Genomic DNA, 16,070 nt, shown 5'->3' with positions numbered 1-16,070 from the left:
ATGGATTGGGGTAATTTATTCGTTATGCTGATCACGTTTGTTTTCATTAACAACGTCGTCTTAAACCAGTTCCTTGGTATGTGTCCATTCATGGGTGTTTCCAAGAAGAGCAGCTCTGCTATTGGTATGGGTGCTGCTGTTACCTTTGTTATCGTTGTAGCATCTATCGTTACTTATGGTTTGTATTATGGTATTTTAACACCATTGCATCTAGAATTTATGGATTTGATTACTTTCATTCTGGTAATTGCCGCTTTGGTTCAGTTAGTAGAAATGATCATTAAAAAATTAAGTCCAGTATTATATAAAGCGTTAGGTGTATATCTGCCTTTGATTACAACAAACTGTGTTGTATTAAACGTAACATTAAACAATATTACTAATGGATATAATTTCATTGAAATGTTGACATATTCTATTGCGATTCCAGTAGGTTTCACAATGGTACTTTATATCTTCTCTACAATTCGTGAGCGTTTAGAGGCTTGTGATACTCCAGTAGCATTCAAAGGAAATCCAATTGCTTTGATCGTAGCAGGAATCATGGCACTGGCATTCTCTGGATTGATGGGATTGGTATAAAATGGATATCATATTAAAATCTGTCATTTACTTAGGTATCTTAGGTGGGCTATATGCATTGGTTTATTATTTAAATCATAAAACACCTTTACCTAAAGGATGCGAAAATTTAAAAGCAGAGTGCAATGGCTGTCATGACCTATCCTGCTGTAACAACCCTGCACATGATGAATAAGAAAGGGGCAAGGAATCCATGGAAACAGTAATTACTGCGATTGCGATGATGCTTGTTCTAGGAGCAATTCTTGGACTGGGATTAGGTATCGCTGATAAGTTTTTAAGTGTTGAAGTTGATGAACGTATTGAAAAAGTATCAAGCATGCTTCCTAACTACAACTGTGGTAGCTGTGGTTATGCTGGATGTAGCGGACTTGCTGAAGCTTTGGTAAATGGTGAAATCAGTGTCGTTGGTACTTGTAAACCATGTAAACCAGATCAGAAAGCTGCAATCGCTGAATACTTAAATAATACACCGGGACCAGATGGTGTCTGTGTAAAGGTAAAACCTTAAACAAATGAAATAGAGGCAATGTTTATTTACATATGCCTCTATTTTTTTATTTTGTGATAATTTCTGTTTTACATGTGGAAACAAAGGTAGGATCGGAATTTCCATTGGATACCAGTACGACCATACCAAATGCATTTACATGAACTGTGCCCTGTCCAACAGTCTGACCACCTGCATTAATAGATACATTCGTTGTATTTACTGGTAGATATGATTGCACAGCAGACTCACAGTTTGCATCGCAGCTTGTAGGAAGTGGGGATGGTGCTGGTAAATACGAAATCGCCTCATTGTATGTGGCACTCGTTATTCTGATTGCCGCAATACGACATAGCGATATTGCTTCCTGTGGAACACCCTGGGCATTGACTAATTGTAATAAACCAGCATTTGGATTGCTATTTGGTGCAGGCAATAATGAACCTAAACGACCGCTTGCATTATTGCCACTTTCCATAGAAACAACAACGTTATCTGTAGGATATAAGGTAATTAACTGTTCAATGACATTTCGCATTTGTTGAACACATACACATCCTATACTAACAGCTTCTGGTCCAGTTGGTCCTGTAACTCCGGTATTTCCAGTTGGTCCAGTTGGTCCTGTAACTCCGGTATTTCCAGTAGGGCCAGTAGCACCAGTAATTCCAGTGTTTCCTGTAGGTCCAGTCGCACCTGCTAATCCAGTATTACCTGTTGGTCCAGGAATTCCATCCTGGCCAGTAGGCCCGGTCGCACCAGTGATTCCTGAATTTCCAGTGGCACCAGTTGGACCTGTTGCTCCGGTGATTCCAATACTGCCTGTCGCACCCGTAGCGCCTGTAATTCCAGTATTTCCAGTAGGTCCAGTCGCTCCAGTACTTCCACTTGGTCCCGTAGGTCCAGTATCACCTTTATCGCCTTTTGGCCCCCTGTAGTAATAACAGCCACAACATATATCATCATCGTATATGTTATTAAAATCACACATGATTTCACCTCCATTACAGGTTATGTATATACAATTTTAAAGTATATGCAATAACCTGTTTTGTATATAGTATAATTTCAAACGTTATATAGTATTTTTGTATTCAGCTTGACTTTCTAAAAACTGATACAAAAACTATTTTTATTCTGTTATAATGAAGTAAAATAATGAATAAATTTAACCATAAATGGTATTATGATAAATATTATGAAAAATGTGGAAGATATATCAGAATGGTGTAGATCTAATATTTCTTAGAATCGACAAATATATTCATAAATACAGGAAATTATAATTCTAGAATAGGAGGATTTGAAAATGGAAGATTTAGTATATTTAGGAAAATATATAAAATTGCAAAGAGAAAGACGTAATTTGAATATCAGCCAATTAGCTTATAAATGTAACTTTAGTCGCTCTTACCTGAGTCAAATAGAAAGTGGCAGAGTAATACCATCAGAAAAATTAAATAATACTATTGACGCTATTTTTACTTGTTTAAATTTAAATTATCAAAATTATCTAGAAAAAGGTTTATGCTTGCAGCAAGATGTAGATGATTTATTGCACTATATATTTTATAATTTACAAGAGCAAAGAGATGCTTTATATAGCAAAATGAGAAACGAAGAAGAAGATTATAAATCATATAAAGCATTTCCACGTTATTGCCTAAGTAAATTTGTCTATAATGTTTCCATGAATAACCAAACAGATAGTGAATTAGATTATTTAATGAAATCATTGTTAGATAACATTAATATATTTGAGATAAAAGACAGAAGTATATGCTATACTTTTGTAGGTATATACTATAGACAAAAATCAAATTGTGATAAAAGTGAATCTTTTTTATTAGAATCTTTAAAATTTGGTGAATTTAAGGATATAACAGGAATAACATATTATCAATTATCAATAACACAATCATTAAAAAACAGTGTAGCAATTGCTTTACTTAATATTCAAAAATCAATATTGAGATTTAAATGTGATGGGAATTTTAAACGCATAATATATTCGCAAGCACAAGAAGCTATAATATTAGGGAGATGTGGAGAATTGGAAAGAGCTGAAAAAGTTCTAAAAGAAATATTGAATAATTATCAGTTAAATGAGAATTTTAAAAAAACACTCCTTATTAATTTGGCACAATCGAACATTAGTTTAAAAAAATATGAAGAAGCTTTACATATATTAGATGAAATTAATATAGTAAATGATAATGTTATATTTATGAGACTATATGTTTATTATGAATTATCTAACAAAAAAGATTTTAATGAGTATTATGAAAGTAATATTAATAATATAAAGACAATTCTTTTTAAACAGCAAACTAAAATATTACATATGAAAATAAATAACGAAAAACAGAATGAAGAATATTTACATCTTCTTTTGGAAACTCATTCTAATGACAATTTAAAATATGATGTAGATTTGAGGGTATTTGTTTTAGATGAATTAATAGAGTATTATGAAGAAATTGGAAAATACAAGCTTTCTAATAAATATTTAAAAGAAAAAATCAAATTATATGAGGCGTAAATCAAATAAAGAATATTATTCATCAAATATAAAAAAAATTTCAAAAATGAGTTAACTGCTTTTATTAGACCTGTATTGATTGTTCTATTTACATATTATATACTATGACCATAAACAAAGGATGCTCATTTGTTTAATGAAAGCGAACTTAGTAGAATTTCATGTACATTACATGCAGTATGCAAAAATGTGAAGAATTAAGGTATTACTTACCATTGCTGTGGCTTTGATGTTAGTTTACCTGTTATGTATTTCATTTGTAAGCATGATCTGAAAAACAGATACTACTGGATACTGGATTTGCTTACATTTATGTAATTCATAAGGGTAATGTATATCATCATGGAAGTAATGCTACTATGTTTTGCTTCCTTTCATATAAAAGGAGGCGATTTATAAATGAAAGTTGAATATAAACAGATAGTAAAGCGAGGTCTACTCCTTGCCTTAGTTATTATAATTATTCAAAATATATTATTAATGTTGGCGGACGTTCCTACAGAACCTAATTTAGGTTATAATATCTATTTCTCAATTCAAAATTCTAGTAGAGAAATATTTTATACAATTTTTTTGATAATACTTATTCCATCATTGCTATTGATTTATTATTATGATGATTATCATAATAAACACGATAATCTTTGTTTATTAAGAATAGGATATAAGAAATATTATTTACGAGCTATTCTTCAAATATTGATTTTGACTTTTTTACTTAGAATTATAGTTGAGATTGTATTCGTTTTAGAAATACATTTTTTAAAATCTAATATAAATTTCACTTCTTCAGTATCAACACATGCAATATTTGGTGATAAAGCCTTAGTAAATTTACTAGCGTATATAATCACTTCTTCTATAGGAACAGGTGTATTTAGCTGCTTTTGGTTCTCAATTATATACTTTATAAAAAACAAATATATATTTAGAGGAATTATGGTCTTATGGCTTTTTGTTTCAATGATAGGATTTTCAATCATATATCCATTAGCGACTAGCTTATTACTGAATGTATTTATTAGAAAGAAGCTTAAAAATGGTTAGTTTATATAGAAGATTATTTAAATCGCCTTATTTCTTGTTATTCTTTCTATCTTTGATACAACTTTATTTTAGGCGATATTTTATAGAAAGTAATTATACCACGCCAATCGATCAATGGTTAATAACGAATAACACTATAACTATTTTGGTAAATAATGCATTTCTCTTATTACAAGTAAAGAAAATGGGTGTATTAAAGAATGTTAGAGATATGGTTTTAATTAGAATAGGAAAGAACAATTTTTATTTTCAACTTTATAAGATGTCTTTCAAAGGTCTGACATTATATTTTTTCACAACATATATTTTTCTTTCTTTATTATTCATAAATACCCTTTCTATAGTTTCTACATATTTCGTCTTTATTATTCTTAATTTAGTGATCTTCTCTTTATATGAAGTATTCTTTAATTATATGATCATAGAACAAAAAAGTACTCTTTATATTATAGTGCCTTTTATATTTAATATTGTATTCCATTATGTAATTGTTCCGATATTATTTTTTCAAATATAAAAAAGGAGGAAGTAAAATGTTAATTGAAATTAAAGGATTGTCAAAGAAATTCAAGGATAAACAGGTGATAAAGAATTTAGACTTTTGTATAGATAAGGGTGATTTGATTTTAATACAAGGCATTAATGGATGTGGGAAATCAACACTTTTAAAAATTATATCTGGGCTAATGTCTTATGAGAAAGGCTCTATAATTTTTGAAAAACCGCTCAAAATTGGAGCTTTTATTGAAAATCCTAATTTTATTGAGAATGAATCAGCTCTATATAATATGAAGTTCCTAATGGAATTAACAGGAAGTTTTGATAAAGAACTGGTTTCTTCATTATTTAAAGATTTTCAACTTGATATTGAGGATAAAACTATAGTTAAAAAATATAGTATTGGAATGCGTCAAAAATTAGGTATTATTCAAGCAGTAATGGAAGATCAGGATTTTATATTATTTGATGAACCAACTAGAGGTCTTGATAAAGCTAGTATGAAATCATTTGACAAACTAATCTCTGAATTGAATAAAATGGGAAAAACATGTATAATATGCGCACATGATGGTGTTTCAAATATAAATTTTAATAAATTGTATGATATGGAAGAAGGACATCTAATTGAAAAGACAAATATTAAAGTATAGATTTATAATAACCGCCATATTTATTACGCTAATATTTGTTTTTTATTTCAACAGAGATAACTATATTCTTATGGTTTATTTTGTTCCGAAAAGAATGATTGAATTGGTCTTCACATTAACTCTTATATTGGCAAATGGTTATTTCTTGATTGACAATATATACTACTATGTGAAAATGTATAATGAAATAGTAATCAGATCAAGTAAAGATTATTATTATACATTGTTATTGAAAAAAATATTATATTGTTTCGTTTTACTAGGTATTTCACAATGCATTTTAAATTATATAGCTTGTGGCGAAATTTTATTAGGAATAACCCTTTTATATTTTTCAATTATCATTTCTGTATTTTTCATATTAAATAGATTTTTAGGAAGTATTTCTCAAGACATATTGATAATCATTTTTTCATTTTGTATTTTTATCTTGAAATGCTTGTATTATATATTTTGAATTAAGAAAACTTTGTTTAATAATTTTTGAAATATCAACATCGTTTTTTTCAATAAAGTACTTTATACTATAAAGAATCAGTTAACAAAAAAGATAGGGCATTTGCTAAGCAAGATGTTTAGTAAAGCTCTTTTTTTGAGACTTTCTATTAAATAAGGCACTTATTAATATAAACTATGATTCCTGTATTTGATAATTTCATATAGTATAATTTATGTTAATATAGTATACTAAAGGTATCAGAAAGCTAGCTATTATCTTTCTTTAGAAAAATATCTCAATCTATCACTAAATTATAATGAGCATTACAAAACAAGGAGTAGTAGGAATACAAGATAGTATTGAGTGATTTTTAAATTTATATCATCGTTTAGCTAAAAAGTCTAAAAGAAAGGATATTGATTATGAGAGAAGAAATGAAATACATTTTAAAGACAAAAACGACAGTCTTTTGTTTTATCATTTTGTTGATGTTCAATATGTTTCAATTATACAATTTTGTAACTAGAGAAGATGTTGTCACAAAAGAATCGATCAAACAGGAAATGAAGGATTTAGAATTATTTTATATGGGATTGACATCATATGTAGAATCAACAGATTCTCCAAAATACAAAGAGGTATTTGAAATTCTTTATAAGAATAATTTGGCTTTAGCTAATTTCCATCATCAAGCCTACGATCAAATGGATGAGGATAAAACTTTAAAAGATTATAAAAAAATTATATTAAAATTAAATATATTAGAAACTTTGTTGGAAATCAATCTTTATGCAGATGGAAATACAGTTTATCCTTATTATCAAGAAAAATACTCATTAGAAATAGAAAATCATAAAGATTTTATCAATGAGGAGGCTTTTGGCTTTGATACCAAAAGATTATCAAAACTTGGTGGTGTCGCAACAAAGGATATTCAATATAAAGCTAATTGTCAGAAATTAGAGTATTATTTTAAAATGTTAGATCAAGATATGGTGGAAGTAACAGAAAAAGATATAAATCCTTGGAGCTATCTGATTTATCATTTAGGAGATCAGAGTTACGCAGAAACAGTCATTGTGATGATTGGCATGTTATATACGATTTCCTGTGTGATGATGCTAAGAAAAGATCATCGTTTGTATCTGATGTGTATTCAACCAACTTCTTTATTTCGAATCGTGATGAAACAGGTCATGATGATAGCTCTAACTTATTTGCTTATTATTGTATTGTCTTTATTGATACCTGTTTTATTACTAGGGGTTCAATATGGTTTTGATGGATTGCGACAACCAGTATTCATGTATAAAGATGGATTAACAGGCTTTCAATTATTTGATCATGGCGATGTAATAAATTATGTCGGATTGTCTTATCTTCCGACAAAAGAGAATCTTGGACAAACACTTGAAGTGTCAATACCATCAGAAGTACAAATGACAACTTTTTTAAATAATATGAGCTTAGCTGTATTATTGTTAACTATGAAAATAATAACATTTATTACAGTCACAGTAAGTATTACTTTCTGGTTGCGAAAGGTTCCTTATATCATTATGACAGGTTCTGTATTGGTAGGATATTTATTTGTTTCACAATTGTTCTATCCACATGCGTTGTCAATAAATCCATTTAGTATGGAAAATGGATTCAAGATACTTGGTGGAGGAGCTACGATTACTTATTTACATGCGATTTTGATTTTAATAGCAACATGGCTGGTATTGATTGTGTTTAATAAAATCATTTCAGATAAATGCAGTATTGAATAAGGAGAAAAATGAGATGGAAACTATATTAGAAGTAAAAAAGCTGAAAAAAAAGATTGGGAAAACTGAAATTTTGCATGATATTTCATTTTCAGTATTTGAAAATGAAATCGTAGGTTTTGTGGGGCCAAATGGAGCAGGTAAATCTACTACCATGAAATGTATAACAGGTTTATTCAAAGTTCCTAAAGATATGGTATATATTATGGGAAAAGATATGTATGATCACCATGTGGAAGCTTTGCGGTATTTAGGAGCAAGTATTGAGGCACCTGCTTTATTTCCAGACTTAAATGGATATGATCATTTTTCGATGGTGGCAAATTGGAGAAAAGAGAAAAAAGAAAATCTACAGGAGTTATATGAATTAAGTGGATTAAAAAAGGAAGCTTTAAAAAGACCAGTACGTACATATTCAATGGGAATGAAGCAACGTTTAATGCTATCATTGACATTGATTGGTTCTCCCAAACTGCTATTGTTGGATGAACCATTAAATGGATTAGATCCACAGGCGACGTTTGAGTTTAGAGAAAAACTATTGGATTTAAGAAAACGAAATACAAGTATCTTATTATCTTCTCACCAATTAAATGAGGTAGAAAAGATATGTGATCGTATCGTGTTTATAAAAGATGGCAGAATCGTGAATTCTATTACTACTGAAGCTTTACAACAAATGCAATATTATACATTTCAATTACAACCTATTGAAAAAGCAAGACAAGTATGTAAAAAAATGAATTTAGAAATAAGAGAAGAAGGTACACATGTATCCATTCGTTTTGATACTCCACAGATATTGAATGCATTCTTTAAGGCTGTTGTAAGTGAAAATATTGATATCATAGAAGTGAATAGTGCAGACCATTTGGAACAGTATTATAAAAATTTATATCGAAATGCGGAGAAATAGCGTATGAAACAGTTAATAAAAAATGAGTGTCGAAGGTGGTTTACAAGAAAAAAAATCTGTGCATTCTTATGTCTGATGGGCTGTTGCGTATTGTTTTATGAATTTTATTACCATCAAAGCTATCTCTCATATTATGAAAAAGAATACGTAAATTTAAAAAATGAATATACAGATGTAAGCTCGGTGATGAGAATTTATGGAATGAATATGAAAATAGATGATAGTGAAGATTTAAAGATAGCATATGATATATATGATAAAGAATATCAATTATTAGCAAAAGAAATGAATCTATGGAACAATAATACAGATGGACGATTTGATGAGGAATTGTTATCTTTGGAAAAGCAGCGGGATGAAAACCTTTTACGTTTAGAAGAAAATCGAATAGAACCAATGAATATGCAGATTTATCGTAATACACCTGAAGATTTAAATAATCGCATAAAATTACGGGAAAGTTATGAACAACAGCATATCAAAGAGAAAGTGGTCAAGAATGTGCCAGATGTCAATTATGTCTTATATAAAATATTTTCTGGCTCTGATGCGACGATTTTTCTGATTCTGTTTATCTTGTGTATTGTGAATTTTAACATCTGGTCATCGGAATTTGAAAATCAAACATATCGGTTGGCGTTCATTCAACCATATCAAAGAAAAAGTATTTATATATCTAAATTACTTGTGCAGATCATCATGAGTCTTGGTCTATTCTTCTTGATGATTGTGACCCTTGCTACATGTGCATATATTCAATATGGAGTTGGGGAACCAATCATTGTAGCAGTGAATCAAACAATGCTGCATGGTGTACAAACATCCGCTGATCAGGTGTTTACATATGTAACAACTTCATCACTGCTGATAAAATTTCTATTACGCCAGATTCTGTATATTAGCATATTAGAGATTGTAATCCATACTGTTTCATTTTTTGCGAAGAAAACCGAATTGAGTTTGCTGGTAATTTTTACACTATTGATTGCGATGGTCTTTGCTGGTTTAAGTGAACATGCCAATCTGATAAATATTTATCAATTAGAAAAGTTATATAGTGAAACACAATACGTGTCGCAGTTATCAACATTTGGCATGTTGGCTTTGATAGGTATCCTATGTTTTTTCATTAATTATTTATATCTTGTTTATTGCGATTTAAAAGGATAGTCAAGCTATATGAAACTCTATATTATAAGTGATTTCTAATACTTATAGAAAAGGGTGTTAATAAAAGAGGAAGAATCAATTATTATCATGAATCTTCCTCTTTCGTTTTTTACGGTTTTATATTAACTCATTTTTGGCTTTCATGATTGTTCTCAATAATTTTTCACCGTTACTTAAGCTATGCGCTAAAAAATATTAAGAATATGCGAATACCTATTTTGTATATCAAAATGGATAATTGTGCATACTTATAAGAAAAGGGCGGTGTTTTTATGTTTGTTGAAATTAGAGAGTGGAATGAGGAAGATGCGTTTGCTTTACATTCTTTATCAAAACATCCATATTTGTCAAAAGAACGATTATTTCGATATTTTTATCCAGATACATTTTTAAATGCAATGAGTACGATTTACTTTTATCAAAATGCAGATCCGAAACGCTTTTTATATCGTGCTGTAATCGTAGATGGAAACGTTGCGGGTTTTATCAGCGCACAGGTGAAGAATGAACATTCTGCAGAGCTTTCATATTGGCTTGGAGTCAAATATTGGAGAAAGGGGATTATGAGTAAAGCAGTATCTTTACTATGCAAGGAAGCATTTGATAAATTGCCTGTTTTTTGTATATATGCAATGGTAGATCAAAAAAATATTGCTAGTCAGAAAGTATTGGAGCACAATGGTTTTCAAAAAGAGAAAATAGAACACCTGTTTATTTATCGAAAATATAAATAGATTGAAAATATATTCACATCATGTTAAATTAAATAATGTGAATAGGGCAGGAGGTAAAGATGATTAAACTATGTTTTTTTGATTATGGCAATCATGATTTAGATGTAGAAAAAGAATTAATGATCGATGTGGATGTAATAGATTTTATAACAGATCAGATTCAAAATATATCTTTTGATTCCACAAGTAATGAAGCAGATTTAGAGGATAATTGGATATATTGGTTTAATAGTAATGATGAAAATGAAGCTGTATGTAAGCTGGATAAGTTGATTTCATCTAAAATAAAAAAAGGATCAAAATTGAAATATAAAATTGAAATTGATGAAATGTAGATATATAGTTTGAGCGAATTTTTTAGAAAAATCATGATTGGAGATTGACATATCTTATGAAGTGTAATATAGTGTACTTGTACAATAAGTACACTATATTACACTTTTCTAATGGAAGGAGTGATGATGTGGATATCATTATCAGTAATAACAGTAGTAAGCCTATTTATGAACAGATTATTTCACAGATAAAAGCAATGATTATGAGTGGAGAATTGCAATCCGGAGAAATGCTGCCATCCATGCGCGCGCTGGCAAAATCATTACATATCAGTGTAATCACTGGCCAAAAAGCTTATGAAGAATTACAAAGAGATGGCTTTATTGAAACGGTAACTGGAAAAGGAACCTTTGTTGCTGCGCAAAACAAGGACTTTATCCAAGAGGAACACTTACGCCAGATCGAACAAAAGCTTATGGATGCTGCAGATTTAGGAAGAAGCAGTGCTGTTTCATTAGAAAAAATGATAGAGCTATTGACGATGTTTTATCAAGATGATGAATGATTATCTAATTGATATCGCTGAAATAGACAAGGAGGATTCACAAAGATGGAACAAAGTTTGATTATAAAAAATGTGAATAAAATATTCCCTCAATTCACATTACAAAACATACATATGGAAGTACCAGAAGGAACGATTATGGGGTTTGTTGGTGAAAATGGTGCTGGAAAAACAACCACGATTCAATGCATTTTAAATTTATTAAAACTGGATGATGGTGAAATCGAAGTGCTGGGTAGAAAACATACAGATCCTGTTTTAAAAGATGACATCGGCGTTGTATTTGATGAAAATAATTATTTTGATACTATGAATATCCAACAAATAAATAAGATGATGCTAAAAATTTATAAAAACTGGCATGCAGATGAATTTTTTGAAATGTGTCATTCACGATTTGCATTGCCAGAAGATAAGTTGATTAAAGATTTTTCAAGAGGCATGCATATGAAATTAGCGATTGCCATGGCATTATCGCATGAGGCGAAGTTATTAATATTGGATGAACCAACGAGTGGTTTAGATCCTGTCACAAGAGATGAAATATTAGATATTTTTCTTGATTTTGTACAAGATGAACATCATTCTATCTTGTTGTCCTCACATATCTCTACAGATATAGAAAAAATTGCTGATTACATCACTTATATTCATGAAGGCAGTGTGATCTTTAGTAAATCTAAAGATGAATTATTAGAGAACTTTGGTATTATGCGTTGTAGCAAAAACCAAGCTTCATTGATTGATGAAGAAGATATTATTGCTAAATTAGAACATGATTATTCAGTTGATATTTTGGTAGATCATAAGGACAAAATGGAAAAGAAATATAAGGATATCATTATGGATAAGCCAAGTATTGATGATATCATGTTGCTGTATGCGAAAGGAGAAAGAAAAGTATGTTAGGGCTATTATATCGGGATTTTATCAATTTAAAAGCTTCCTTAAGGTCAATTATATTATCATCTATCTTTATTATGGTGGTCGCAATCTTTTTTAACTATGGAATGATTATGGTGATTAGTTTACCTGTATTCTTTGCATTTTCAATCACGGGAAGTTTTCAATGTGATGCAGCTTTAAAATGGAATAAAAAATGTATGACATTACCAATATCTGCAAAAAATGTTGTATTCGCAAGATATCTGACATTTGCTATATTAATGGGTATAGGTGCATTATTTTCCTTTGTATTTGGTGTTGTTTATATGAATATAACAAATTTTTCACAAACAAATCATCACTTTACTTTGCAATTAGGAATGGCGATTGCCTTACTTATGCCATTATTTTATGCTTCATTGTTTTTTCCAAGTATTTATTATTATAAAGGAGAAAAACTGGAAATGGCGATGCTTACGTGTATGATTTTGATGTTTTTAATCTTTGGTGGTGGTGCTTTGATTATTAAATACACAACGATTTCTTTTCAATATACAGATTTAAATATGTATGTTTACGTATTTTTAGCGATATCCCTAGTATTATTTATTCTTTCATACTTCCTTAGTTTAAAAATTTATGAAATAAAATCTATAGAATGATAAAAAATGAAAATTATTACGAAAATATTTTCAAAAAAAGATATATTTTAGAAACAAAATACGGTATAATAGAGGCTGTATAGTGAGGAGAGATGATATGGCCGCAAAAGATTTATTGATACCAAAATATTATGAAAACAAGTTGGATATCATATCCACAGAGATAGCGATTAAATATGTCAAGGATTTATTTGAAAGAAGACTGGCGCATCATTTGAATCTGATGCGTATCAGTGCACCGCTTTATGTAAGAAAAAGCAGTGGTTTAAATGATGATTTAAATGGGATTGAACGCCCAGTTGATTTTGATATAAAAGAAATCAAAGATGAAGATATTGAAATCGTACATTCTTTGGCAAAATGGAAACGTATGGCGTTAAAACGCTATAACATGAATATTGGAAAAGGTATCTATACCGATATGAATGCAATACGACGTGATGAGGTCTTGGATAATCTTCATTCTACGTATGTGGATCAGTGGGACTGGGAAAAAATCATTGATGAAAAAAGCCGTAATGTTGAATTTTTGAAAATGACAGTTCGTAATATTATGAAAGCGTTAAAGGAAACGGAAAAAGAACTGGATATTGTATTTGAAAATCTAGAGCCTTTTATTCAGGAAGATGTTTATTTTATCACTTCTCAAGAATTGGAAGACCGTTATCCTGATTTAACACCGAAACAAAGAGAATATGAAATTACCAAGCAATATAAAACAGTATTTATCATGCAGATTGGTGATGTATTAAAAAGTGGTCAAAAACATGATGGTCGTGCACCGGATTATGATGACTGGGCATTAAATGGTGATATTTTATTATATTATCCAATTCTGGATTGCCCTATTGAAATCAGTAGTATGGGCATTCGTGTAAATAAACAATCATTACAGGAACAGTTGAAAAAAGCTGGTTGTGAAGAACGTTTACAACTCCCATTTCATCAAATGCTGATGAACGATGAATTGCCATTAACCATTGGTGGAGGAATTGGTCAAAGCCGTATCTGTTTGATTCTATTGAACAAAGCACACATTGGTGAAGTACAGGTAAGCCAGTGGGATGATGAAATGGTGAAAGTCTGTGAAGAACACCATATTACATTACTATAACAGGATAGAAGTTCATATATCCTGTTTTTTTATGGTATAATGATACTACAAATATTTGGGAAAGTGAGTGAGGAAAATGGAAGTACAAGAAATAATAACGCAGTTACAGGGTATGTCTAATGAAAAATATAAGGCTAATGTTGTGAAAATGGGTATTCCGGAAGCAAATAGCATTGGCGTATCAACAGGAGAAGTTCGCAAGTTAGCGAAAACCATTGAAAAATCAAATGCATTGGCATATGCATTATGGGAAAGTGGATATCATGAGGCAAGATTACTGGCAGTGCTTTTATTTGATAAAAAGACATTAACCATCAAGGAAGCTGCTAAGTTAATGGATGATGTGATATCCTGGGATTTATGCGATCATTTATGTAAGAATCTGATTGTGAAAATCAAAGGGTTCACAGAGCTGATCAATGAATGGATCATATCCAATGATACATATAAAAAACGCGGTGCTTTTACCTTAATGGTCGCAGATGTTATTCATAATAAGAAAATCACAGAAGATACCATAGATGAGTATTTGGATATGGTAAAAAATTATAGTGATGATGATCGAGATCATGTAAAGAAAGCTGCCTCATGGGCATTACGTGAGATTGGAAAGAAGGATTTCACAGAAAATGAAAAGGCTATTTTGCTGGCACATGAGTTAAAAGAGGGCAGTAAGCCCCAGCAATGGATTGCGAAAGATGCTTTAAAAGAACTGGAAAATGTTGTGAAGGTAGAAGGTAGGGGAAGGCTAATTTCCGCAGATTCCATGATGGGTAAAGAAAAAGATGAATGAGATAATTGTAAAAGAAATTCAGGTCAAAGATTTGTTAACGAAATCTAATCTTCCTGATAGTGATTATGTGATTAATCCTTATACAGGCTGTGCACATGGCTGTCGTTATTGTTATGCTAGTTTTATGAAAAGATTTAGCGGACATAAAGAGCCGTGGGGAAGTTTTGTGGATGTAAAGCATTGCGATAAATTAATGAATACCAAAAAGCTGATAGGGAAAACCGTGTTTCTATCATCCGTGACGGATTGTTATCAGCCTATCGAAGAACAATATGAAAAGACCCGCTCAATTTTAAAACAACTAAGGGATGTTGATTGCACGTTAAATATCTCTACGAAATCAAAACTGATTTTAAGGGATATTGATCTTTTAACGAAATGTAAACATTGTACTGTATCCATGTCTATCAATACATTAGATGAAGATTTTAGAAGGAAAATGGATCATGCTAGTACGATAGAGGATCGTTTTTCTACTTTAAAACAACTACATGAACATGGAATTTATACCATTTTATTTATGTCGCCAATTTTTCCCATGTTGACAGATTGGAAAGGCATCATAGAGAAAAGCAGGGATTTCGTTGATTGTTTCTGGTTTGAAAATTTAAATTTGAGAGGAACCTATAAGAAGGAAATTTTGGATATCATAAAAACAGATTACCCTCAATATATGGATTTATATGATCAAATCTATCACAAAAAAGATAAATCTTATTGGCAAAGTCTTGCGAAGGATATTCATGATTATTGTATGGAACATAAGATTCCACATATCAATTATTTTTACCATGAAGAACTGGTAGAAGAAAAGAAACAGAAAAATGCATCGTAAAAAAGAGAAGATTTGTTCATTTCCAATGCCAATAAGTTAAGGGCATTGACAACAATGAAAAGTGATATCTAGTGAATTTCCCACTAGGTACCACTTT

At 30.4% G+C, this 16,070-nt stretch carries 18 protein-coding genes; 17 read left to right on the top strand and 1 reads right to left on the bottom strand.

Annotated elements, in window-relative coordinates; genetic code table 11:
* Genes DW761_RS13260 through DW761_RS13255 form a run of 3 tightly spaced genes read left to right on the top strand, consistent with a single transcriptional unit; the run spans position 1 to position 1,093 of the window.
* Positions 1–582, top strand: a complete 582-nt coding sequence (locus DW761_RS13260; protein WP_117454080.1) for an electron transport complex protein RnfA — start codon at positions 1–3, stop codon at positions 580–582.
* A 1-nt stretch (position 583) separates the two neighbouring features.
* The gene (locus DW761_RS21040) at positions 584–757 is read left to right on the top strand and encodes a hypothetical protein (protein WP_158552256.1); all 174 of its coding nucleotides are present in this window, start codon (positions 584–586) and stop codon (positions 755–757) included.
* An 18-nt stretch (positions 758–775) separates the two neighbouring features.
* Positions 776–1,093 (top strand): (Fe-S)-binding protein, encoded by a 318-nt coding sequence (locus DW761_RS13255; RefSeq protein WP_117454079.1) that lies wholly within the window; start codon positions 776–778, stop codon positions 1,091–1,093.
* 46 nt (positions 1,094–1,139) lie between these two features.
* Here the strand turns inward: DW761_RS13255 and DW761_RS21770 are convergent, their stop codons facing one another.
* Entirely contained in the window at positions 1,140–2,063 is a 924-nt protein-coding gene (locus DW761_RS21770; protein ID WP_270324846.1) for a collagen-like protein, read from the bottom strand.
* Between the two features lie 318 nt (positions 2,064–2,381).
* On the opposite strand from DW761_RS21770, the gene DW761_RS13245 reads away from it, so the two are divergent.
* The 14 genes from DW761_RS13245 (at position 2,382) to DW761_RS13175 (ending at position 15,973) form a co-directional block, all read left to right on the top strand.
* The gene (locus DW761_RS13245) at positions 2,382–3,614 is read left to right on the top strand and encodes a helix-turn-helix domain-containing protein (RefSeq protein WP_117454078.1); all 1,233 of its coding nucleotides are present in this window, start codon (positions 2,382–2,384) and stop codon (positions 3,612–3,614) included.
* A 399-nt stretch (positions 3,615–4,013) separates the two neighbouring features.
* The gene (locus DW761_RS13240) at positions 4,014–4,661 is read left to right on the top strand and encodes a hypothetical protein (RefSeq protein WP_117454077.1); all 648 of its coding nucleotides are present in this window, start codon (positions 4,014–4,016) and stop codon (positions 4,659–4,661) included.
* 533 nt (positions 4,662–5,194) lie between these two features.
* Positions 5,195–5,812 (top strand): ATP-binding cassette domain-containing protein, encoded by a 618-nt coding sequence (locus tag DW761_RS13230; protein WP_117454075.1) that lies wholly within the window; start codon positions 5,195–5,197, stop codon positions 5,810–5,812.
* A gap of 861 nt (positions 5,813–6,673) precedes the next feature.
* Positions 6,674–8,026, top strand: coding sequence for a hypothetical protein (locus DW761_RS13225; RefSeq protein ID WP_117454074.1), 1,353 nt, complete (start codon positions 6,674–6,676; stop codon positions 8,024–8,026).
* Positions 8,027–8,039: 13 nt separating this feature from the next.
* On the top strand, positions 8,040–8,939 hold the full coding sequence (locus DW761_RS13220; protein ID WP_117454073.1) for an ABC transporter ATP-binding protein: 900 nt from the start codon (positions 8,040–8,042) through the stop codon (positions 8,937–8,939).
* 3 nt (positions 8,940–8,942) lie between these two features.
* A complete protein-coding gene (locus DW761_RS13215; protein ID WP_117454072.1) occupies positions 8,943–10,109 on the top strand; it encodes an ABC transporter permease in 1,167 nt (388 codons plus the stop codon).
* Positions 10,110–10,381: 272 nt separating this feature from the next.
* Positions 10,382–10,843, top strand: coding sequence for a GNAT family N-acetyltransferase (locus DW761_RS13210; protein ID WP_117454071.1), 462 nt, complete (start codon positions 10,382–10,384; stop codon positions 10,841–10,843).
* A gap of 59 nt (positions 10,844–10,902) precedes the next feature.
* The gene (locus tag DW761_RS13205; protein ID WP_117454070.1) at positions 10,903–11,178 is read left to right on the top strand and encodes a hypothetical protein; all 276 of its coding nucleotides are present in this window, start codon (positions 10,903–10,905) and stop codon (positions 11,176–11,178) included.
* Positions 11,179–11,306: 128 nt separating this feature from the next.
* A complete protein-coding gene (locus DW761_RS13200) occupies positions 11,307–11,684 on the top strand; it encodes a GntR family transcriptional regulator (RefSeq protein ID WP_117454069.1) in 378 nt (125 codons plus the stop codon).
* 45 nt (positions 11,685–11,729) lie between these two features.
* Positions 11,730–12,593 carry an ABC transporter ATP-binding protein gene (locus DW761_RS13195; protein ID WP_117518430.1) on the top strand — a complete coding sequence of 288 codons (864 nt, stop codon included), beginning with the start codon at positions 11,730–11,732 and terminating at the stop codon, positions 12,591–12,593.
* Entirely contained in the window at positions 12,587–13,231 is a 645-nt protein-coding gene (locus tag DW761_RS13190) for an ABC-2 transporter permease (RefSeq protein WP_117454067.1), read from the top strand. Before DW761_RS13195 ends, DW761_RS13190 begins: the two co-directional genes overlap by 7 nt.
* Positions 13,232–13,328: 97 nt before the next feature.
* Entirely contained in the window at positions 13,329–14,345 is a 1,017-nt protein-coding gene (gene asnA, locus DW761_RS13185; RefSeq protein ID WP_117454066.1) for an aspartate--ammonia ligase, read from the top strand.
* A gap of 76 nt (positions 14,346–14,421) precedes the next feature.
* Entirely contained in the window at positions 14,422–15,138 is a 717-nt protein-coding gene (locus DW761_RS13180) for a DNA alkylation repair protein (protein ID WP_117454065.1), read from the top strand.
* On the top strand, positions 15,131–15,973 hold the full coding sequence (locus tag DW761_RS13175; protein WP_117454064.1) for a radical SAM protein: 843 nt from the start codon (positions 15,131–15,133) through the stop codon (positions 15,971–15,973). Before DW761_RS13180 ends, DW761_RS13175 begins: the two co-directional genes overlap by 8 nt.
* The last annotated feature ends 97 nt before the right edge of the window (positions 15,974–16,070 follow it).

Source organism: Absiella sp. AM29-15 (assembly GCF_003434225.1).
Lineage (GTDB): Bacteria > Bacillota_I > Bacilli_A > Erysipelotrichales > Erysipelotrichaceae > Hoskinsella > Hoskinsella hominis.
The sequence above is the reverse complement of the archived record's forward strand: the minus strand, read 5'-3'. Positions and strand labels throughout refer to the sequence as shown.